This is a genomic window from Endozoicomonas sp. 2B-B (genome assembly GCF_053470045.1).
Genome location: NZ_JBLZMU010000001.1, coordinates 2097843 through 2114879 on the forward strand (window position 1 = coordinate 2097843; position 17037 = coordinate 2114879).

The 17037-nt window shown below is 49.1% G+C and carries 31 protein-coding genes and 1 tRNA gene; 24 read left to right on the forward strand and 8 right to left on the reverse strand.

Features of this window, described 5'->3' with window-relative positions; genetic code table 11:
- Window position 1: 1 nt before the first annotated feature.
- The gene (locus tag ACOMHB_RS08380) at window positions 2-187 is read right to left on the reverse strand and encodes a hypothetical protein (protein WP_448216252.1); all 186 of its coding nucleotides are present in this window, start codon (window positions 185-187) and stop codon (window positions 2-4) included.
- Window positions 184-1101: a BRO family protein gene (locus ACOMHB_RS08385; protein ID WP_448216253.1), complete on the reverse strand. Its 918-nt coding sequence runs from the start codon at window positions 1099-1101 to the stop codon at window positions 184-186. Before ACOMHB_RS08385 ends, ACOMHB_RS08380 begins: the two co-directional genes overlap by 4 nt.
- A 45-nt stretch (window positions 1102-1146) precedes the next feature.
- Here ACOMHB_RS08385 and ACOMHB_RS08390 point away from each other — a divergent pair, with 45 nt between their 5' ends.
- From ACOMHB_RS08390 to ACOMHB_RS08400, 3 genes are read left to right on the forward strand one after another with little or no spacing between them, the layout of a single operon-like run.
- Window positions 1147-1446, forward strand: a complete 300-nt coding sequence (locus ACOMHB_RS08390; protein ID WP_448216254.1) for a type II toxin-antitoxin system RelE/ParE family toxin — start codon at window positions 1147-1149, stop codon at window positions 1444-1446.
- 3 nt (window positions 1447-1449) lie between these two features.
- Window positions 1450-1731: an addiction module antidote protein gene (locus ACOMHB_RS08395; RefSeq protein ID WP_448216255.1), complete on the forward strand. Its 282-nt coding sequence runs from the start codon at window positions 1450-1452 to the stop codon at window positions 1729-1731.
- Window positions 1732-1786: 55 nt separating this feature from the next.
- Window positions 1787-2362: a BrnA antitoxin family protein gene (locus ACOMHB_RS08400; protein ID WP_448216256.1), complete on the forward strand. Its 576-nt coding sequence runs from the start codon at window positions 1787-1789 to the stop codon at window positions 2360-2362.
- Between the two features lie 4 nt (window positions 2363-2366).
- Here ACOMHB_RS08400 and ACOMHB_RS08405 read toward each other — a convergent pair whose 3' ends face one another.
- The 5 genes from ACOMHB_RS08405 to ACOMHB_RS08425 all read right to left on the reverse strand — a co-directional run bounded on the left by ACOMHB_RS08405 (window position 2367) and on the right by ACOMHB_RS08425 (window position 5043).
- The gene (locus ACOMHB_RS08405; RefSeq protein ID WP_448216257.1) at window positions 2367-3308 is read right to left on the reverse strand and encodes a recombination-associated protein RdgC; all 942 of its coding nucleotides are present in this window, start codon (window positions 3306-3308) and stop codon (window positions 2367-2369) included.
- Window positions 3309-3321: 13 nt separating this feature from the next.
- Window positions 3322-3912: a 3'-5' exonuclease gene (locus ACOMHB_RS08410; RefSeq protein ID WP_448216258.1), complete on the reverse strand. Its 591-nt coding sequence runs from the start codon at window positions 3910-3912 to the stop codon at window positions 3322-3324.
- Window positions 3913-3921: 9 nt separating this feature from the next.
- Window positions 3922-4104, reverse strand: a complete 183-nt coding sequence (locus tag ACOMHB_RS08415) for a hypothetical protein (RefSeq protein ID WP_448216259.1) — start codon at window positions 4102-4104, stop codon at window positions 3922-3924.
- A gap of 132 nt (window positions 4105-4236) precedes the next feature.
- Window positions 4237-4671 (reverse strand): hypothetical protein, encoded by a 435-nt coding sequence (locus ACOMHB_RS08420; protein WP_448216260.1) that lies wholly within the window; start codon window positions 4669-4671, stop codon window positions 4237-4239.
- A 9-nt stretch (window positions 4672-4680) separates the two neighbouring features.
- Window positions 4681-5043: a response regulator transcription factor gene (locus tag ACOMHB_RS08425; RefSeq protein ID WP_448216261.1), complete on the reverse strand. Its 363-nt coding sequence runs from the start codon at window positions 5041-5043 to the stop codon at window positions 4681-4683.
- Window positions 5044-5241: 198 nt separating this feature from the next.
- Between ACOMHB_RS08425 and ACOMHB_RS08430 the strand changes: the two genes are divergently transcribed.
- The 3 genes from ACOMHB_RS08430 to ACOMHB_RS08440 all read left to right on the forward strand — a co-directional run bounded on the left by ACOMHB_RS08430 (window position 5242) and on the right by ACOMHB_RS08440 (window position 6382).
- Complete coding sequence (locus ACOMHB_RS08430) at window positions 5242-5685, forward strand: hypothetical protein (protein WP_448216262.1); 444 nt, start codon at window positions 5242-5244, stop codon at window positions 5683-5685.
- A gap of 110 nt (window positions 5686-5795) precedes the next feature.
- The gene (locus ACOMHB_RS08435) at window positions 5796-6098 is read left to right on the forward strand and encodes a type II toxin-antitoxin system RelE/ParE family toxin (protein ID WP_257282143.1); all 303 of its coding nucleotides are present in this window, start codon (window positions 5796-5798) and stop codon (window positions 6096-6098) included.
- On the forward strand, window positions 6095-6382 hold the full coding sequence (locus tag ACOMHB_RS08440; protein WP_257282142.1) for an addiction module antidote protein: 288 nt from the start codon (window positions 6095-6097) through the stop codon (window positions 6380-6382). The genes ACOMHB_RS08435 and ACOMHB_RS08440 overlap by 4 nt, the downstream gene beginning before the upstream one ends.
- Window positions 6383-6448: 66 nt before the next feature.
- Here ACOMHB_RS08440 and ACOMHB_RS08445 read toward each other — a convergent pair whose 3' ends face one another.
- Window positions 6449-6943, reverse strand: a complete 495-nt coding sequence (locus tag ACOMHB_RS08445; protein WP_448216263.1) for a helix-turn-helix domain-containing protein — start codon at window positions 6941-6943, stop codon at window positions 6449-6451.
- A gap of 135 nt (window positions 6944-7078) precedes the next feature.
- Between ACOMHB_RS08445 and ACOMHB_RS08450 the strand changes: the two genes are divergently transcribed.
- From ACOMHB_RS08450 to ACOMHB_RS08535, 18 genes are all read left to right on the forward strand, one after another.
- Window positions 7079-7312, forward strand: a complete 234-nt coding sequence (locus ACOMHB_RS08450) for a hypothetical protein (RefSeq protein ID WP_448216264.1) — start codon at window positions 7079-7081, stop codon at window positions 7310-7312.
- Window positions 7313-7435: 123 nt separating this feature from the next.
- A complete protein-coding gene (locus tag ACOMHB_RS08455) occupies window positions 7436-8485 on the forward strand; it encodes a hypothetical protein (RefSeq protein ID WP_448216265.1) in 1050 nt (349 codons plus the stop codon).
- A 17-nt stretch (window positions 8486-8502) separates the two neighbouring features.
- Window positions 8503-9204, forward strand: coding sequence for a Rha family transcriptional regulator (locus ACOMHB_RS08460; RefSeq protein WP_448216266.1), 702 nt, complete (start codon window positions 8503-8505; stop codon window positions 9202-9204).
- A gap of 13 nt (window positions 9205-9217) precedes the next feature.
- The gene (locus ACOMHB_RS08465) at window positions 9218-9457 is read left to right on the forward strand and encodes a hypothetical protein (RefSeq protein WP_448216267.1); all 240 of its coding nucleotides are present in this window, start codon (window positions 9218-9220) and stop codon (window positions 9455-9457) included.
- Window positions 9454-9933, forward strand: coding sequence for a hypothetical protein (locus ACOMHB_RS08470; RefSeq protein ID WP_448216268.1), 480 nt, complete (start codon window positions 9454-9456; stop codon window positions 9931-9933). Before ACOMHB_RS08465 ends, ACOMHB_RS08470 begins: the two co-directional genes overlap by 4 nt.
- Window positions 9930-10241: a hypothetical protein gene (locus ACOMHB_RS08475; protein ID WP_448216269.1), complete on the forward strand. Its 312-nt coding sequence runs from the start codon at window positions 9930-9932 to the stop codon at window positions 10239-10241. The genes ACOMHB_RS08470 and ACOMHB_RS08475 overlap by 4 nt, the downstream gene beginning before the upstream one ends.
- A gap of 94 nt (window positions 10242-10335) precedes the next feature.
- Complete coding sequence (locus ACOMHB_RS08480) at window positions 10336-10959, forward strand: hypothetical protein (RefSeq protein ID WP_448216270.1); 624 nt, start codon at window positions 10336-10338, stop codon at window positions 10957-10959.
- A 106-nt stretch (window positions 10960-11065) separates the two neighbouring features.
- A complete protein-coding gene (locus ACOMHB_RS08485) occupies window positions 11066-11248 on the forward strand; it encodes a hypothetical protein (RefSeq protein WP_448216271.1) in 183 nt (60 codons plus the stop codon).
- A 366-nt stretch (window positions 11249-11614) separates the two neighbouring features.
- Window positions 11615-11690, forward strand: a tRNA-Met gene (locus ACOMHB_RS08490).
- Window positions 11691-11770: 80 nt separating this feature from the next.
- On the forward strand, window positions 11771-12163 hold the full coding sequence (locus ACOMHB_RS08495; RefSeq protein WP_448216272.1) for a M15 family metallopeptidase: 393 nt from the start codon (window positions 11771-11773) through the stop codon (window positions 12161-12163).
- A 2-nt stretch (window positions 12164-12165) separates the two neighbouring features.
- A complete protein-coding gene (locus ACOMHB_RS08500) occupies window positions 12166-12642 on the forward strand; it encodes a hypothetical protein (RefSeq protein ID WP_448216273.1) in 477 nt (158 codons plus the stop codon).
- Window positions 12642-12887 carry a hypothetical protein gene (locus tag ACOMHB_RS08505; protein WP_448216274.1) on the forward strand — a complete coding sequence of 82 codons (246 nt, stop codon included), beginning with the start codon at window positions 12642-12644 and terminating at the stop codon, window positions 12885-12887. The genes ACOMHB_RS08500 and ACOMHB_RS08505 overlap by 1 nt, the downstream gene beginning before the upstream one ends.
- Window positions 12884-13840 carry a hypothetical protein gene (locus ACOMHB_RS08510; protein WP_448216275.1) on the forward strand — a complete coding sequence of 319 codons (957 nt, stop codon included), beginning with the start codon at window positions 12884-12886 and terminating at the stop codon, window positions 13838-13840. Before ACOMHB_RS08505 ends, ACOMHB_RS08510 begins: the two co-directional genes overlap by 4 nt.
- Window positions 13837-14100, forward strand: a complete 264-nt coding sequence (locus ACOMHB_RS08515) for a hypothetical protein (protein WP_448216276.1) — start codon at window positions 13837-13839, stop codon at window positions 14098-14100. The genes ACOMHB_RS08510 and ACOMHB_RS08515 overlap by 4 nt, the downstream gene beginning before the upstream one ends.
- Complete coding sequence (locus ACOMHB_RS08520; RefSeq protein ID WP_448216277.1) at window positions 14097-14354, forward strand: hypothetical protein; 258 nt, start codon at window positions 14097-14099, stop codon at window positions 14352-14354. Before ACOMHB_RS08515 ends, ACOMHB_RS08520 begins: the two co-directional genes overlap by 4 nt.
- Before the next feature lie 16 nt (window positions 14355-14370).
- Entirely contained in the window at window positions 14371-14742 is a 372-nt protein-coding gene (locus ACOMHB_RS08525; RefSeq protein WP_448216278.1) for an HNH endonuclease, read from the forward strand.
- A gap of 87 nt (window positions 14743-14829) precedes the next feature.
- Window positions 14830-15333, forward strand: coding sequence for a phage terminase small subunit P27 family (locus ACOMHB_RS08530; protein WP_448216279.1), 504 nt, complete (start codon window positions 14830-14832; stop codon window positions 15331-15333).
- Between the two features lie 9 nt (window positions 15334-15342).
- A complete protein-coding gene (locus tag ACOMHB_RS08535) occupies window positions 15343-17037 on the forward strand; it encodes a terminase large subunit (RefSeq protein ID WP_448216280.1) in 1695 nt (564 codons plus the stop codon).

The following is a 17037-nucleotide window of genomic DNA, read 5'->3' on the forward strand; positions in this document are numbered from 1 at the left end:
TTCACCCCCTCAACCAAACATCATACTGACTGACATACCCACTCACAGATCGGTCAGGCCGCTTGGACTCAAAGCCCGGTTGCTGCTTAATAACTCCACCCGCTTTCAAAAACTCATCCACCTGCTTCTGGATGCGGGCTCTCAAGGCGGCCTTCTGCTCAACGGTGCGGTGCTCGTTATTGTTCATATCTTCCTTCTCGCTATCTCGTTAAGGGCTTCGATCTTGCAGATGTGGATCTGCCACGCCTCCATGCTGTCGGAGAAGTGCTCACACAGGGCGTTGTATTCGATAATGGCGCCCTCGATGGGCAGGCCTTGCTGCTGGAGAAAAGCAAACAGCTTTGGCAACAGCCGGATCTGTCGGAAGTGACTGCTGAGAAAGTAGTCGTTGCTGAACTCGGCTTTTTGTGTGGCCGGGTTCCATACGGCCAGGGCCTCACGACCAAAGCTGACGGAATCAAAATCTTTTGCCGGTGTGTCGGTCAGGTGGTCGAGCACATCCAGTACCCATTTTCTGAACGCTTTGGCTTTTGGGGTTCTGGCGAACATGGCGATCAGGTGGCAGCCACGGGGGGAGAAAATCCTTGTTGTGCTTTGAAGATTTCCCGACGTACCCAATTTGACTACGTCGACCATATCGCTTGAAAACTCATCTGAATTACGTTCGTAAATCTTGGTAACTGAATTGCTGGTCTTGTAGCCAAGAGCGTTAGAAAGATCAGAAGAGGTAAGGCATGGACGTCCTTTGTGATCGACAACAGTTAATTCTGTACCTTCAAATTCCAGACGATCAGGCAGGAGAGAGTTAGACATGTGAGATGCCCCCTTTGACGGATTTTTTAAACCGCCTCCCAGAGGTACCAATCTCATAATGGAGGCGAATCGAGCAGGGTTGGTACTACCGGCGCCAAAGGATCCCGGCCAGCCTGAAGGCTGCCCCACTCGACCCACCATAAAGAGGTAAGCACAAGAGTTACGCACAAAAAAAGCCGCAATAGGAAAGGGCGACTTGTGCGCCTTTAGCATAAACGGGGTACCAATCCCGGTGCCGGATTTTGCCAGCACCCCCTGAGAATAGCGGCTGGTGGACGAGGGTGTCAAGAACATCCCTCTGGTTTTAGGTGGCTTGTTGGCTACAATAGCTTTATGAAATACGAAGTGACTCGAACGCGGGAGTTTATCCGCTGGCAAGCCCGCCTGAAGGACCGTCAAGCCCGCAGGGCGGTTACCATGCGATTGGTTCGTGCCCGTGCTGGACACTTGGGCGACACCAAATCGTTGGGTGGTGGTGTCAGTGAAATGAGAATTTTTGTAGGCAAAGGTTACCGGCTTTATTTCACGATCCGTGGGGGGCAGCTGATTGTGTTGCTTTGTGGTGGCGACAAGTCCAGCCAGTCCAGAGACATAGAAAAAGCCAGACAGATCCTGAAAGACCTGGAGGAATAAACAATGAGTTTGAAATTGACACCCTTTGATCCTTTCGACCATGCCCTGACCGATGAAGATATTCCATGGTTTCTGACAGAGGCTTACCTTGATGAGGACCCCGCTGTGTTCATCATTGCCCTTGGGGATGTTGTAAAGCACAAAGGCGTGGCCGAGCTGGCCGAGCAAACAGGACTGAATCGCGAAAGTCTTTACAAGGATTTCAACGGCAAGACTCAGCCGAGCTGGGATACGATTCACCGCATTCTCAAGGCGCTCGGTGTCGTTTTGCAGATGGCGGCCTGAGTTGGTTGAACTTTTGTGCCCTTGATAAAAGCCAATAAACGGTAGATTAAACGTTATGCCGAAGCTTAGACCGGGCACTATATGGCCAACTGATGAAGAAGAGGCCTCCATCAATGAAGGTATTGAGGCCGACCCTGACACGTATGAGCTGACGGGCGAGGAGTTCAAGCAATTCCGACCAGTGGGGCGAACCAGGGCCGGAATCAAGACTAAATCCGGTCGGTGGCTTGAGCTGAACACCGACGAAGAAGAGGCAGCCATCAATGCGGGCATTGCCGCTGATCCTGACACGTACGAACCTACGGACGAGGAGTTCAAGCAATTCCGACCAGTGGGGCGAACCAGGGCCGGAATCAAGACTAAATCCGGTCGGTGGCTTGAGCTGAACACCGACGAAGAAGAGGCAGCCATCAATGCGGGCATTGCCGCTGATCCTGACACGTACGAACCTACGGACGAGGAGTTCAAGCAATTCCGTCCAGTGGGGCGACCCAAGGCCGAAGAGACCAAGGAGCGGATTACTATCCGGCTGTCACCCGAGGTGGTTGAATTTTTCCGAGCCACTGGCAAAGGCTGGCAGACCCGTATGGACGACGCCTTGCGTGAGTACGTGGTCAGGCATTCAGGGTAGCGGTTCATGCTGGCTCACCCTGATGAGACTCCAGCCCGCCAAAGGCGTGGGTCCAATCCTCCAGAAAGCACCTGAAGAAGTAGGTCATCACCTGGTAATCATGGAATGCCTGTTCTTCCGCAGTGTCTGCCTCCCGGCTGTCCTGCTCATCCTGAAAAATTCCGTGATAACGAATCTGGGATACTCTGAAATCTTCTTGCAGCTGGCAACTGAAAGCCTCTTGCCAGTCAACAGACAGTTTGCTGACCATTTTGCCTGCTGCCAGATGTTCACCGATCGCTATACTACCGGTCAGCTCTTCGTTACGTGCCGTGATGGTGGCGGCATCGTCACCGGGCTCACGCAGTGTGCAGTTGTAACTGATCGCAAAGCCATTGGCCGGTGTCTGGTAGCTCAACCACTCAGTCAGAACATGACAAGGCAGGTTCTTCGTGTCGGGTAGTACAATGGGCAGGCTGCCCAGGCATTCACGCAGGGCACTGGTGATCTCTTCTGCTGGCTTGAACGATGAAGCGTCCACCAACAGCCAGCCTTTATCTTTGTCGATGTAGGCCAGTGTTTCCTTCTGGCGGGTGAAAGCTTTGTGCAGAAGCTCCATGATAATGTCGTCTTTCAAAGAGCGACGTTCTTTGCTGTATACCTGGCGAGATTCCAGAGTTTCAATTTCTTCTAAACGCTCTTCAAGTCGGTCCCTGATGACGGAAGAGGGCAGTATCTTCTCTTCCTTGGTGGCACGAATCAGAAGGCAGTTGCCATATTCATGAACCAGAGCTGATGTGCCGTTAGCAAGAGCGGGACTGAAACCGTAAGTACTGAACTCCTGAGAATCACAATTTCTGGCGGTTTTGGCTTTGAGCTTTTCTTCCAGCTCTGTTGCCGACAGATCAAACGGTTGGGTGAAGCGGTAAATCACCAGATTTTTAAACAGGATGTTTTGGTATTTCATGGTGTTCACTTCCTTATGCTGCAGTCAGTGGCTGGTGGCCAGAAAACAAACGCTGCCAGATCACACTGACGTACTGAGCCTGAAAAATGGCGTCGTCGAGGGCGTTGTGGTGCTCACCATCGCGCTTCATATCGTATTTAGGATCGATCCCCAATTCCCTGCCCAGCATCACCATGGTTCTGACACAGGTGTCTTTACTGAAAGACCATGGCTGTTTAATCCAGGTCTTGTTAAAGGCTGTGGATAAAATGGCGTTGTCGTAGGACGGACCATTGCCCCAGACGTGAACTTCACCTTGTTCTGAATGCTGTTCAATGAAACCTTTAAAGTTAATCAGCGCATGTTTAAGGCTTTCACGCTGCTCGTCATTGAACACGGCTCTGGCTGCATCGCTCTGCTTCATCCACCATTCAACGGTGGAGGCGTCAATTTCGCCACCAAAGTACTGAGAGCTGGAGAGCTTGATCGGCTGGTAAAACGACGCCCCGATGTTGCCCGTCCAGGGGTCAAAGAAAACAGCGCCAATACTCACCAGTGCAGCACTGCTTGATTTACCTGCCGCTTCAATATCGACCATCAGGTGTTTGGTGGTTCGGGGTGTCATGGGTATTCCTTATTCTTTCCAGAGTCTCTCAATAACGGCTTGAATCTCGTTGGCTTCCTGTTCTTCAAGCCATTGCATCAAAAAGCGTTCAGCGTTTACCGGGCCAGCAGTGTCGGCAGCAGGTGGGTATCTGTTCCTGACCTGTACCGCCACAATGACGGCAGTGGTCTTTTTTCTGTGGCTGGCCGACACACAGCCCACTAACAGGTTTCTGGTTCTGGCTGGTGGGCCTTGTGTCGGACAAAGCCTGTTGCAACCCAGTCGCTTTCACGCTTTTTGCAGCTCCAGCGGGCAACCATGCCGCAGTCGTGCAATTCCCTGATTTCATCCAGCAAATCCTGAAAGCTCTTGGCTGTTATCTTTCCCATGATCCTGGTCCTTGTTGTTATTGGTTTCGATTAACCACAGCACGTTGTTTCTTAATTCAATGAGTCTTTGCAGGCGATCAATTCTGTCGTGGATATCGCGGTGAGTTTCACTGGTTATGTTGCCGTTCCTGATGTCGTCAAGATCTTTGCCGACTTTCCAGTGAGTCCCATCTGCCAGTGCCGTCAACTCTCTTTCAATCTCGTTCAGAGTGGTGGTGCAGATTGGCTGATTGTCCGAGGTATCGCTGAGCGCTTTAACAAAACTACGATACTTTTCGTATTGGCTTTTAAATAGCTGTGATTTTTCATTAATGATTGTGAATGTATAGGAATTTGATTGAGCCCATTCCTGCAAACGCTGAATCATTTCGCTTCTGTTTTCTGTGGTCATCGTTTTTCCCTATGTCCGGATTCCAGCCAGTTCGTGCAGTTCTCTTGAGCGTCCAGCTCTTGCCATTCTTACGGCCGGTGGACGGGGTGGGCGGCGCAGGGCGTCCATTTTTCCCAGACTCAGCAGGCAGAACAGAATACAGAGCGGTGTGATCCAACCTTGATGAATCGCTATGGCCACCAGCTCGCACCGGTTACGGGCGCCTGTTTTTTCTGTGGCGGTGAGCCAGAAGCGCTTCACTGTCGTGGGTGCGCAGTTCATCTCCCTGGCTGCTTCTTTGTGGCTGTCGCCTTCTGCAGCTCTGGCCACCGACTCGGTTTCTCTTTTGGTGAGTTGGTGGTTGGGGTTGTGTTGCCAGTGAATCCTTTTCATAAGCTTGTCTGTCAATGTTTTATAACTTTATTTGGTAATAATATATTTACATTTATAGCGAGTTCAGGATTCAAAAGCAAGCATAAAAGTTAACAATATATTTCTTTTTTTTATTCGAAAGCAGGCTCGCAGGCAATTTATGCTCTATCTTTCCAGGCTCACTGATCAAAAAAAGATTTACGAGCAGGTGTATACTCAATGCGGATAAAGTTACCGATACTGACCGAAGCCCTTGAGCAAGCAGGTACAGAACAGGAGCTGGCTATTAGGGCCAGTTGTGAGGTGTGCGCTATGGTAGACGGCTACCGACGGGAGATGACACGAATGTTTGAGCATTTCGAACAGCGTTTAAACCGCCATATTAATGACGTCGTCGGTCAGGCGTTGAGCCGGATTGATGAGCACATTATTCATATCGGCAATGTTCAGATGGAGCAGCACAGGCAGATTCAGGGGATGATGAATGGCATGTCCTTTCTGAATCAGCGGCAGGATCGGATGGAAGGGCGACAGGATCGGATGGAGGCTCGGCAGGATAGAATGGAAGTGGATATCAAGGATTTAAAACAGGGCCAGGCACGGATCGAGAAAAAAGTAGAGTATATGGACAGCAAGCTGGATGAAATTCTGAAAAGGGTTTAATGCTCTTGGTAGTGGCCGCCCAGAGCGACAATTTAGATATGGATATCGTAAAATTTATAAATCAACCGATCCTTCTGGGTGAGAGGACGTGACCAGAGACCGTTAGGACCATGCTTAAAGTTCAGAAGACGAAACAGTTTGCAAAATGGATGACAGGGCTCAAAGATCAGCGTGCAAGGTCCGCCATAGCTGCCCGAATTGACCGGCTTGCCTTCGGTCAGTCGGGTGATGCTAAGCCGGTCGGCATGGGTGTTAGTGAGTTGCGGATCCACATTGGAAAAGGTTACCGGGTTTACTACAAACAGCAGGGCAAGTATTTGTTCATCTTGCTTTGCGGGGGTGATAAAGCCACCCAGCAACGAGACATAAAGATGGCGAAAGAATTGGTGAAGCTAATAGAGGAACAGTCATGAAGAAAGTAGAACTCTACGATTATGACCCGGCAGACGACCTAACTACTCCTGAGGCGGTTGAATATTTTATGGCTGAAGCGTTTAAGACAAATGACGCCGCCTATATAGCTCATGCTTTTGGTGTGGCTGCCAGAGCCAGGGGAATGACGGCCATTGCAGAGCAGACTGGCCTTTCCAGAGAACAGCTATGCAAAAGCTTTAGTGAGCAGGGGAACCCTACCCTCAAGACTATTATTGCCCTCACACAAGCACTGGGGCTTACACTGACACCTAAAGCTACCTGACCTCTCTAACCGGCTGGTGGCCTTTGCATAGACCACAAACGCCCAATGAGTCAGCAATTTACCTTCTCAAGCTTGTGATTGCTGCAGGTATTCCGTAATCGCCTGTTCAAGCATCGACAGCAGGGTTTTATTGTTTCGGCCGCAGTCAGCATTTTTCAGGATCTGGCCCGTCAGTGCATGAATGGCAGAAATCTGGCCGATCAGATCGGAGTCGTTCTTTACCTCATAGGCGCTGCTGTGTTGGGAGATATGTTTGTTTGCCAATTCGAGCGCTTCTGAGATGACGGCTTCATCCGCTTCAGTCATGCTGCCCTTTCCAGTGATAAGCCATATAGGGTTAACGTTTAGAAATGTAGCAATCTTCTCCAGCTTTTCATTAGAAGTGCCGTTAACGTTCTTCTCTATTCTGACTATGCCTTGCCTGGTCATACCCACAACGTTAGCAACATCGCCTTGTGTCACCTTGCTCGCTTTACATGGCGTACCTCTCTCTTTAGCTGTGGCTCTGGCGTGAGATAGTCGTTCTCCAAGTGTTTCCAAGGTGTATACCAGCAATTTCAATCCCTAGATTCTGCCTAAATGGTAACTAATCGTCACCGAAATAATAAATTACTTCTATACTTCTTTCGGCGTAGTTATTGATCTTTCGGTAAATAAAATATTAACATTTAAGCAAATGGAGACTAAGAAGCAGCTATGACAGTCACGGTAGACCAGATTATTAAGCACTTTGGAGGTAAAGGGCGGGGGGCTATCAGTAGAACGGCTGAAGCGCTTGGCTGTTGTCGGCAATACGTAACCATCTGGAAAAAACGCGGCTACGTTTCAGGCCCGATGGCAGATGTAATTGAGCTGAAAAGCAACGGTAAGTTCAAGGCGATTGTGCTTCGAGAACAGGCCCGGGAGAGCAAAGGCAAGCGGGTTCATTGAGGCATTAGAGCGGAATAAGAAGACGAATAGGGAAGATGAAAACCCCGGTCAATTAGCTGTGGAGGCTAACCGAGGCTTTCATGCAGGAGATTCAATTATGGGAAGAAAAGCGTTGGAATGCAAATGGGGGGTTGTCTGATGCCAGACAGGGACATGAACATTGCATTGCCGGATCTCAGTCAGTTATTAAGCAGGCCCATTGCCTTCCAGCGTCCTTACGCTGTGATTGCCGGGTCTGCTGCTGGTGGACTGTTTCTGAGTCAGGCGGTGTATTGGTCCGATCGTTCACAACATGAAGGAGGGTGGTTTTATACGTCACAGGATGAGTGGCACGAGCAAACCATGCTCAAACGTTCAGAGCAGGAAAGAGCCCGAAAAGAGTTAAAAAAGGCGGGTGTACTGGAAGAGATCAGGAAGGGGAATCCTGCCCGATTGTGGTACCGGGTGAACAAAAATCAGTTGAATCTGCTTTTATATAAAACCATTGAAAAACAACAGTTTGCAGAATCCGACAAACAAGAATGCAGGATTCAACAAACAAGAATGCAGGATTCAACAAACTGCCCTGAGAGCAGTCTTTCAGAGCCTGCTTTAGAACACGAAAAAAACCAAGTAAATCAACAGATTGCAGAATCCGACAATCAAGACTTTTTGCAGGAAAAACAGCAGTTTGCAGAATCCGACAATCAAGATTGCAGGATTCGACAAACAAGATTGCAGGATCCAGCAGACTCTCTTACAGAGAATACAACAGAGAGTAATACAGATATTTCTGATACTGATTCTGATGACGCGCACGAGTCGCCCGACGGTGTGCCTGGTGTTTTTGGTTCTCACCTGATTCTCGATTGCCACCCGTACCTTTACTGGTTCCTGAGATTCATGGAAGACAAACACAGCAAAGGGTCGGCCAGCACCCAAACATTCGCTGAACGATTGGGCCAGTTTGGTCTGGAGGGTGGGTATTGCCAGGAGACCCTGAGTAATTTTCTCACTGCCCAGCGGGCCAGTGTTGACCGTTTCCTGATGCAAACGGATCACTCAGCGGATGAGGTCTCGGTATGGCATGAGCTGATTCAGGACTGGGATGACAACGCCCATGGGTTTATTCAGGAAGCGGACAGCTGTCTTGAATCTCATCGGGAAAGCTTACTGGCCCGCTGGGCTGCTTGAGCTGAACACGGAGCAGGATGATGACCAGCGCACTGAGTATCCATTCACTGAACGACGCCAGCCAAACCATGAGCAGCCGCGAGATTGCCCAGCTGTGCGGCATGAGACACGACAATGTGCTGAGAACGGCACGGCAGCTGGTGGAAATGGGGGTTACTCAATCTGAGGAGACCCAGGAACAACACCCGCAGAACCAGCAGCTTTACCCGGTTCATCGTTTGAACTTCAGGGATTCCGTCATTCTGGTGGCCAGATTGACACCGCAGTTTACTGCGCAGCTGGTGGATCGTTGGATGGATCTGGAGAAAGGGAGCGATCAGCCTGCACTGCTTGAACTGCAAGAACAAATGGCTCGACTGGCTCAACAGGTTGAGCAGCAGAAGCAGTCGATCAAGGCATTGGAAAGCTCTGGTCGTGTCATTCGTCAGGTTCAGCATCAGCCTGTGGTCAAGCCCTATCGCTCTGATCTGAAAAGTACGACACAGGTTGCCAAATCTCTGGGGATAACTGCTGTAGCTCTGAATCAGTTTCTGAGGGAATCGGGGGTCAAGATGAAGTGTCAGGACCTGCCCACCGTGAAATACATGGACTGGTTTGAGTGCTATGCCGGTACCAACACCATGAATGGTTACACCTATGAGCAATGCAAGATCAAGCCAGAAGGGGTTCTGGGCATTACTCAACTTTGGAATGAAGTTCAGGCTGAGTTAGCCAGCTGAGGGAGTGAAGACTATGGCAGGTTGCAGAAAGCTGGATAAAAAGCGCCAGCAGAAAAAGGACCTTATCAAGAAGCTGTATTTGCAGGAGGGCTTCTCCAGTTCTCAGATTTCGGAGATTACTGGCATACATCGCAGAACGGTCAATGGTTACCTGGGGAAAATTCGAAAAGAACATGAGCAAAGATCTGTTCTGGAGCAGGTCGGTGAAGATCGGGTTAATCAGGTGTTGATGATGTCGTGGGGGGCTGCATGACGAAATATCCGTTAGTGGTGGGCATCGATCCGGATCTGGTTAAGAGTGGGGTCGCTGTTGTTAAGGATGGAGTCCTTACCGAGCTGAAGAACCTGAATTTTTCAGAACTCAGGGGCTTTATAAAAGCGCATCCTCAAGCCGTGTTCGTTCTTGAAGATGTGGAAATCAATAAACCCGTCTTTGACCGGAAGGTGAACGCTCAGGCAAATCTCAGGATCGCTCAGAATGTTGGCATGGTGAAAGGCGTCGCCCGACTGATTGCTGAGTATCTAACCGAACAGGATTGCTTGTTCACCATGATGAAACCTCTCACGGGTCACGCCAAGCATGCCAAGAAAAACGCTGACTACTTCAATCGCCTGACAGGCTGGGAGGGAGGAAGAAGCAACGAAGATAACCGCGACGCTGCCATGCTGGCAATATACGGTGTCTTGCAGGGAAAGTTGATCATCCGGCCATCAGAGGTGCCCCATTGATCGAGCGGGGCAAAAGCCATCGTATTCAAAAACGACTGCTCAAGAAGTGCAATTCTCCTTTTTGTGATCAGGGGCAGGTAAAGGGGATATGTGGCTCTTTCAACACTTGTGTTCAGTGTGATGGTGCCGGGCTGGTGGATGCTGAGACAGGTAAGGCTCTGCCAAGTAATGAAATCATCAGACAGTTGATGATAAAGCTCATAGAAGAAAAGCGACTTAACGAGTTTCTCAGAAAAAAGAACAGCGAACTCTGGAAGCAGATACCGGAAGAGCGAAGAGTGTATCCAGAGAAGTCGAGAAAAGATTGAATCATCGGGATTGGGGGGAAGGGAGCATGCAGTTCATCGCCAATAGCAAGCAAATAATCATAAAAATGATTGAGGGGCACAGGAGGGACGCATATTGAGCATGTATCCAAGCGTTGGGGGCGCTCTGATTAATGCTTTTAATCCCTCATTGTTCGATAGTTACAAAAGTGCAGGCTGGCAAAAACTGGCTTCTGCACTGGCTGACAAATACCCGGAACTGGACACTTCAGTACCAACCAATAAAAGCTTTGAAGAAGACCGGTTAAACCGCACTGACTGGGCCACCCAAGCGGGTATGACAGCAGGATTACTGAGACAACATCTAAACCCTGCTGATTATCACCTGTTGAAAATGCGCTACACCCATGACGGCAAAGATATAGAAACGGGCAGTGATGCCTTGTTGCTGAAGATGACGGATAACCTTCAGCTTGCCTTGGTCGAGGGCTGGCCAGTACTGAGACACGAGCTGATCAGACAAAGAATGATTCGCGCCAGTGTCTTGAAGAATGAGATCCGGCTGCAGTACATGGCGCTCAGGGCTTTAAGGCCGGATGTGGTGGAGAAGGCATTCCGGGCTGAAGGGAGCGAGCGGCAGGCGACGGTAAACCTACAGCAGTATGAAGTGAAAAAGTCAGTAAAAAACATCGTAGAACAATCTCTTGTAAATGCCGAGAAGGTGCTTGAAGACTCTGGTCTGATAACCATGTGTTATTGAGCTTGAAGTGGCAGGTCAGAGTCATTGCGCTAGTTGGTTTGGTTGTATACATTTCTTTATATGGTGGTCGACTTGGGCTGAAATAAAGAGGCAGGATCGGCACGGTTTGGGTTTTGAGAAAATTCCCAAACACCAGATCAGGGCGACTATTCCGGCATTTATCACTGAGGAAGTAACCAATCTGCTGGCATTCCGTTATCACGGTAAACATCCTATGGTGGGATACCGGGTTAGGGATGTGTTTTATGTTCTCTGGTTTGACCATAATTTCTCACTCTATCCGCATTGAATGTCAGGGGTTGCCTTTTCATATATCCATATATATCCTAAGAGTCAGAATACGGTTATTTGCGCCCTGATTGCTTTGCAGTCGGGGCGTTTTGCTTTCGCGAGTTCGAAAAATTATGGCTCCCGTCAGGCTCAGGCTTGCTCGGGAGTTTTTTTATACCTGAAAACTCACCGGCTGGTGGCTCTTATGTAATTACTGATTTTATCTGACTGACTAAAAATCAGTCCGCAGTGCTTCCTGCAGCTGTGTAATCAACATAGCAGGCATGACAAGGCGACTTTCCTTTCATGTACCCTTAACGGGATAGGATAGATCGGGATTGGCGACCCGTTAACGCATCAAGCAGCCTTACGAATAAGGATTTATGGCGGGATAGAGCAGTGGTTAGCTTACTGGTCTCATAAGCCAGTGGTCGCTGGTTCGAATCCAGCTCCCGCCCCCAATTTCAGCAAGTTCCTTGCTCAGGCCTTACCCGGTATCCCCCACTGGGTAAGGTCTTCTATTTTCTACCTGAACAAACTTATGCCTTCATTCTCAAAAACATCAAAAGCCAGACTGGAAACTTGCCATCCTGATCTACAGCGTCTGATGAACAAGGTGGTAGAGCGCTTCGATTGTTCGATTATCTGTGGTCATCGTGGCAAGGAAGAACAAGAGAAGGCGTTCAGGGAAGGCAAAAGTCAGGCTCGCTTTGGTCAAAGCAAGCACAACACTATTCCATCTATTGCAGTAGACGTTGCTCCTTATCCCATTGATTGGGAAGACCGCGAATACTTTGCACACTTTGCAGGCTATGTAAGAGCGGTGGCTGATGATCTGGGCATAAAAATCCGCTGGGGTGGTGATTGGAATATGGACAACCGCTCCAGCGATGAAACCTTTTCTGATATGCCTCATTTTGAGTTAATGGACTGATTATGCTCGCTGCTATCTCTACACTTATATCAACAGGCATTAATGCCTGGTCAGCGCATTCAAAACAGAAAGCCAGCCTGAAGAGTATTGAGATCAGTGCTCAGCATCGATTGAAACAGGCCCGTATTGAAAGTCAGATTCGCAGGGCAGAACAGGGCGATGGTTCGGCGATCAGTCTTGACCAACTCAGCTTTCAGCATCGAGGTATTAAAGATGATTACCTGTTGATCATCACCACTATGCCCTTACTGCTTCTATTCACAGCACCCTTGTTTGAACTGGTTTTTCTTCAATCCGTTTATGTGGCCGGTGATCTGACTAACGCTGTAATGTCTGGATTCAATGCGTTGCAAATAGCACCTGACTGGTATCTGGTGGCTCTGGCTTTGATCTATGTCGATACATTCGGGTTTCGTCGTATGCTGCGCAGTGTCATTGAAAGTCGGCTGGGGCAATGGGCAGGCCAGAGTAAAAAATAATGACAGAACCACACACTATCACCGCAATTACTGGCGGCGCTGTCGGCACAGGTATTTCATTGCAGAACTCTGCAACTGCCAGAAGCTTTAGCGATGCAACATTGGTGCAGATGATGGATGGATCGTTTCAGTTGTATGTGTCGGATATTCTGGCAGTAGTCGGCGTGGTCGGGCTGGTGATTAATATCTCTCTTGGCATTATTCGGGAGCGCAGGCAGCGGGCGAGAAATAAGGATCATTTATGACCTCTGTTTTATCTGCTGTCCGGGCTTTTCCTGTTTCCGTTAAGAGTGTGTCGGCGTCTGCGGTTGCTGTGAAACCTGTTTTTGTTGGGGGTTATGCTTGGACGCCGAATTTTAATGGGATTAATAGTTACGTTGAGATTCCAGAGTGGAAGCCGGAAGGTGCTTTTGAGATTGAGATAGGTATAAAAGGGCAGTCTGTTAATCGGAATACGACTTTGATAAACGATATCGGTAACTCCATAGCTGTTTACTGGGATGCGCGGGATGGCGACGTTAGTGTTAAACGATTACCGTCGCCGTCACCGCTTTTTTTGCCGATAGGTGAAAAGGGCACCATACGTGTTACTGGGGAATCTTGGTCAAATTATTCTGGATTTGTCGTTATAGGAAAGACTGAAAACAATGAGAGTGGTTTTTTCAAAGGCCAGATATCCAATATCAAACTAACAGACCATTCGAACCTGTCCAATTCCCGTTTCTACGAGTGCATCATCTGTTCAGAAAAGATGCCGACTACGACGCTTTTAGAAGATAAGAGCAATCCAAGCATTGATAAGTGGGCCGAGTCCACGGTTGGGACAACTTTCATAGCAAAAGATGTTAATTCGTGGAAAACCATTCATGATGGAGGAACAGGAATCGTAGCCCTCGAGCCTAACTCCCGCTACCTTTGGGAAGTCATTATTGCTGACTCACCTGATGACACTGAATTTCGACTGCGCCTGTCCGAAATTGTGGGTTATATAAAAAGTGATGGCCCACATAAATTGTTTTTAGAGACCGGAGACGCTCCCATAACCCAGCGTTGCTATATCCAGAATGGCGGTGCTCCCGGAGCGGGAGCAGGGGCAAAAGTTACATCCTATTTATATAAGCTCTCGTCAACAGCCGGAATAATGACGAACTTCGGCACAGATCAGCCCTATGTAATCTTGGAAGACGATAACGTATGAGTGAAGTAGAAGATCCAAAACTGTACACAGTTTTCTCTTATTACCACTCCAACTTCGTCCACGGAGCAGAAGACAGGGAAGGCAACATCGAGTCACTGCCTTGGATGGAAATGCCCAACTCACCCCGGCGTTCACTGGATGGGAATCTGGGTCTTGTCACCGGTATCTATGACTTTCCCACCGCAGAGCATCTGACGCAGTCAGAGGCTGAAGCCCTAATGAAGACCGAACATTGGTCAGCAACGGATTCATTACCATGATCTACCGACAAGTTCTGCAGTTGAAAGCTAATACCCCACAGCGTGTTGATGACAACAATTTCACTGTTCCAAGGCAGCACTTTCTGGAGGTCGAAACCGGCACAGTCACCATCAAAGGAACGCTTGACGCCAGCCTGACACCCAAGGAACTGGGAACCGCAACAGGACCAACGATTGTTGAGATCCCCACTCCGGTGGTGCACCTGGAATTAACTTCCGATGCAGATACCACTGTTGTGGTATGTGGTGCCTGAGTCTTGATATTACTCTATGCCTGCACGACTAAAGAGAGCCTGCCGCAAGCCCGGTTGTCCGGGTACCACCACAGACCGATCCGGCTACTGTGAGAAACACCAGAAAACAGATGGAACCTGGCAACAGTGGCAAAAGAAGAAAGGCAACACAACGCAGCGCGGCTACGGTGCAGACTGGCGCAAGATTCGAAAAAGAATACTCGAACGTGACAGCTACCTATGCCAGTCCTGCATGAGAAAAGGCATTCTCACTGCAGCAAACATCGTCGATCACATCAAAGCTAGGGCGCATGGAGGCGACAACAGCGACTCAAACCTTGAGGCGATCTGCCCCCAATGTCACACACAAAAGACCGCCACAGAGCGCAGCAGGCAAGGGAGGGGGTAGGCAAATCCCTACACCCTTTCCCACAGTGACCGCCGCCCCAGGTAAATTTTTATGTGTACAAAATTAAAAAATCCGATTTGGTGATTTGTGGCTGGAAATCGAGCGCCCGGGCAAGGTCGAAAACCGAAACCCAATGCCCAGAAAAAAGCATCAGGCAGTCGTCATGTAAAGCAGGATGAGCCGCAGTTCACCAGTATCAACAACGCCGAAGCTCCGGAATGGCTGGATGATATGGCGGTGGGAATGTGGAATACAGTCTGCCCTGAACTGTGTGGTCAGAAAATTCTTTCTGCCACCGATCTGCATAATCTGGAAATGTTCTGCATTGCTTACTCGAACTGGCGTCAGGCTCAGATTGAAATAGCGGAATTAGGCGTCACCCTCGTTGATACCATGATGGATCCGGAAGGCAACATCAAAGAAAAACGCTACAAAAACCCAGCCTGTACCGTAGCCAACGAAACCATGAAACAGGTTTCCAGTTTTGGTGCCTTGCTTGGTTTAGATCCTGCCAGCCGTCAAAGACTGATCGGAGCAGGCCCAGAGAAAAAAGAGAATCCATTTTCCAAGTTGCTTCAGGCGAAAAAATAGACTTATGCAATGGCGTATCCCCATGTTAATGCGGCTAGTAAATACGCCAGAGACGTTGTTTCCGGGCGCATTCCAGCCTGTAAGTGGGTAAAGCTTGCCTGTCAGCGTCATCTGGATGACCTGAATAAACAAGGTAAGGATTGGCCTTATAAGTTTGATAAAGATAAAGCTGAAAATGCCTGTCGGTTCATAGAGTTACTACCCCATGTTAAAGCGAAGTGGGGACAGAGAAAGGAATTAATCAAGCTCGAGCCCTGGCAGGCATTCAACTTTTGCTGTGTCTTTGGCTGGGTCAAAAAGAAAGACAGCTCTCGTCGATTCAAGGAAGTCTATGATGAGATTCCTCGTAAGAACGGCAAATCAGTTATGGCAGCGGGTACTGGTTTGCTGTGTTTTGCTGCTGATGGTGAATACGGCGCGGAAGTCTACAGTGGTGCTACCACCGAGAAGCAAGCGCTGGAAGTTTTCAGCCCTGCGAAAAAGATGGTGCAAAAAACACCAGAGCTGAAAGAAGCTGCTGGTATAGAAGTGAACGCCAAGAACCTGGCCATTCTTGAAGATGGTTCCAAGTTTGAGCCTGTAATAGGAAACCCGGGTGATGGTAGTTCGCCAAGCTGTGCCATCGTTGACGAATACCACGAACACAAAAGCTCTGATCTGTACGACACCATGCGTACCGGTATGGGTGCTCGAAGTCAGCCATTGTTGTATGTCATTACGACGGCGGGCTTTAATATTTCCGGTCCCTGTTTTGAAAAGCGCAAAGAAGTTGAGGCGATGCTGGAGGGCACTCTGCCCAATGAAGAGCTCTTTGGCATTATCTACACCATTGACCCGGACGACGACTGGACTGATCCGGCCTCACTGAGAAAAGCCAACCCAAATATGGGGGTCTCAGTGAGTGAAGACTTTCTGCTGAGTGAACTGCAGAACGCTATCAACATCACCAGTCGGCAGAATAAGTTTAAAACCAAGCATCTGAACATCTGGTGTAATGCCAAAGATGCCTGGCTCAACCTGCAGCAGTGGGAGAAATGCCGTCGCAAGATGAGCATTGAAGACTTCCGGGGCGTGGATTGCTGGGATGGTCTGGATTTGGCCTCAAGGCTGGATATCTGTTCGCACGTCAAACTGTTTAAAAAGCATATTGATGGCAAAGACCACTACTACTGTTTTGGTCGCCATTACCTGCCAGAAAACACTATTAACGCCAGTGACAACAATAAGAACCGTGACGCCTATCAGAATTGGGTTAACCTGGGCGCACTGACAGCGACAGATGGTGATGAAATTGACTTCAACCAGATCAAAGACGAAGTGTTGGAGCAGGCAGAAGATTGTCCACCCAATGAAATCGCCTATGACCAGTGGCGAGCCACCCAGCTCGCGCACCAACTGGAAGAAGAAGGCGCTTCAACGATCGAAGTTAAGCAGGGTTATGCCCTGTCTCCTGCTATGCGGGAACTGGAAGCCGCTATTCAGTCCGGCCGATTTCACCATGATGGTAACCCGGTAATGACCTGGATGGCGTCAAATGTTGTTACCCGGGAACTGAAAGGCAACCTCTGTCCGATGAAAGAATCCAATGACCGGAAAATAGACGGCATGGTGGCGCTGTTAATGGCTATGGACCGGGCAATGAGCAACGAAGTCAAAGAAGATCTTTCCAACCACATCGAAAACGTAGGCATCCGGTCACTTTAA

What these genes read in the sequence shown, in the direction of transcription:
- ACOMHB_RS08380 (WP_448216252.1), bottom strand. Translation starts at nt 187, where the DNA reads ATGAACAATAACGAGCACCGCACCGTTGAGCAGAAGGCCGCCTTGAGA.
- ACOMHB_RS08390 (WP_448216254.1), top strand. Translation starts at nt 1,147, where the DNA reads ATGAAATACGAAGTGACTCGAACGCGGGAGTTTATCCGCTGGCAAGCC.
- ACOMHB_RS08395 (WP_448216255.1), top strand. Translation starts at nt 1,450, where the DNA reads ATGAGTTTGAAATTGACACCCTTTGATCCTTTCGACCATGCCCTGACC.
- ACOMHB_RS08400 (WP_448216256.1), top strand. Translation starts at nt 1,787, where the DNA reads ATGCCGAAGCTTAGACCGGGCACTATATGGCCAACTGATGAAGAAGAG.
- ACOMHB_RS08405 (WP_448216257.1), bottom strand. Translation starts at nt 3,308, where the DNA reads ATGAAATACCAAAACATCCTGTTTAAAAATCTGGTGATTTACCGCTTC.
- ACOMHB_RS08410 (WP_448216258.1), bottom strand. Translation starts at nt 3,912, where the DNA reads ATGACACCCCGAACCACCAAACACCTGATGGTCGATATTGAAGCGGCA.
- ACOMHB_RS08420 (WP_448216260.1), bottom strand. Translation starts at nt 4,671, where the DNA reads ATGACCACAGAAAACAGAAGCGAAATGATTCAGCGTTTGCAGGAATGG.
- ACOMHB_RS08425 (WP_448216261.1), bottom strand. Translation starts at nt 5,043, where the DNA reads ATGAAAAGGATTCACTGGCAACACAACCCCAACCACCAACTCACCAAA.
- ACOMHB_RS08430 (WP_448216262.1), top strand. Translation starts at nt 5,242, where the DNA reads ATGCGGATAAAGTTACCGATACTGACCGAAGCCCTTGAGCAAGCAGGT.
- ACOMHB_RS08435 (WP_257282143.1), top strand. Translation starts at nt 5,796, where the DNA reads ATGCTTAAAGTTCAGAAGACGAAACAGTTTGCAAAATGGATGACAGGG.
- ACOMHB_RS08440 (WP_257282142.1), top strand. Translation starts at nt 6,095, where the DNA reads ATGAAGAAAGTAGAACTCTACGATTATGACCCGGCAGACGACCTAACT.
- ACOMHB_RS08450 (WP_448216264.1), top strand. Translation starts at nt 7,079, where the DNA reads ATGACAGTCACGGTAGACCAGATTATTAAGCACTTTGGAGGTAAAGGG.
- ACOMHB_RS08455 (WP_448216265.1), top strand. Translation starts at nt 7,436, where the DNA reads ATGGGGGGTTGTCTGATGCCAGACAGGGACATGAACATTGCATTGCCG.
- ACOMHB_RS08460 (WP_448216266.1), top strand. Translation starts at nt 8,503, where the DNA reads ATGATGACCAGCGCACTGAGTATCCATTCACTGAACGACGCCAGCCAA.
- ACOMHB_RS08465 (WP_448216267.1), top strand. Translation starts at nt 9,218, where the DNA reads ATGGCAGGTTGCAGAAAGCTGGATAAAAAGCGCCAGCAGAAAAAGGAC.
- ACOMHB_RS08470 (WP_448216268.1), top strand. Translation starts at nt 9,454, where the DNA reads ATGACGAAATATCCGTTAGTGGTGGGCATCGATCCGGATCTGGTTAAG.
- ACOMHB_RS08495 (WP_448216272.1), top strand. Translation starts at nt 11,771, where the DNA reads ATGCCTTCATTCTCAAAAACATCAAAAGCCAGACTGGAAACTTGCCAT.
- ACOMHB_RS08500 (WP_448216273.1), top strand. Translation starts at nt 12,166, where the DNA reads ATGCTCGCTGCTATCTCTACACTTATATCAACAGGCATTAATGCCTGG.
- ACOMHB_RS08505 (WP_448216274.1), top strand. Translation starts at nt 12,642, where the DNA reads ATGACAGAACCACACACTATCACCGCAATTACTGGCGGCGCTGTCGGC.
- ACOMHB_RS08510 (WP_448216275.1), top strand. Translation starts at nt 12,884, where the DNA reads ATGACCTCTGTTTTATCTGCTGTCCGGGCTTTTCCTGTTTCCGTTAAG.
- ACOMHB_RS08515 (WP_448216276.1), top strand. Translation starts at nt 13,837, where the DNA reads ATGAGTGAAGTAGAAGATCCAAAACTGTACACAGTTTTCTCTTATTAC.
- ACOMHB_RS08520 (WP_448216277.1), top strand. Translation starts at nt 14,097, where the DNA reads ATGATCTACCGACAAGTTCTGCAGTTGAAAGCTAATACCCCACAGCGT.
- ACOMHB_RS08525 (WP_448216278.1), top strand. Translation starts at nt 14,371, where the DNA reads ATGCCTGCACGACTAAAGAGAGCCTGCCGCAAGCCCGGTTGTCCGGGT.
- ACOMHB_RS08535 (WP_448216280.1), top strand. Translation starts at nt 15,343, where the DNA reads ATGGCGTATCCCCATGTTAATGCGGCTAGTAAATACGCCAGAGACGTT.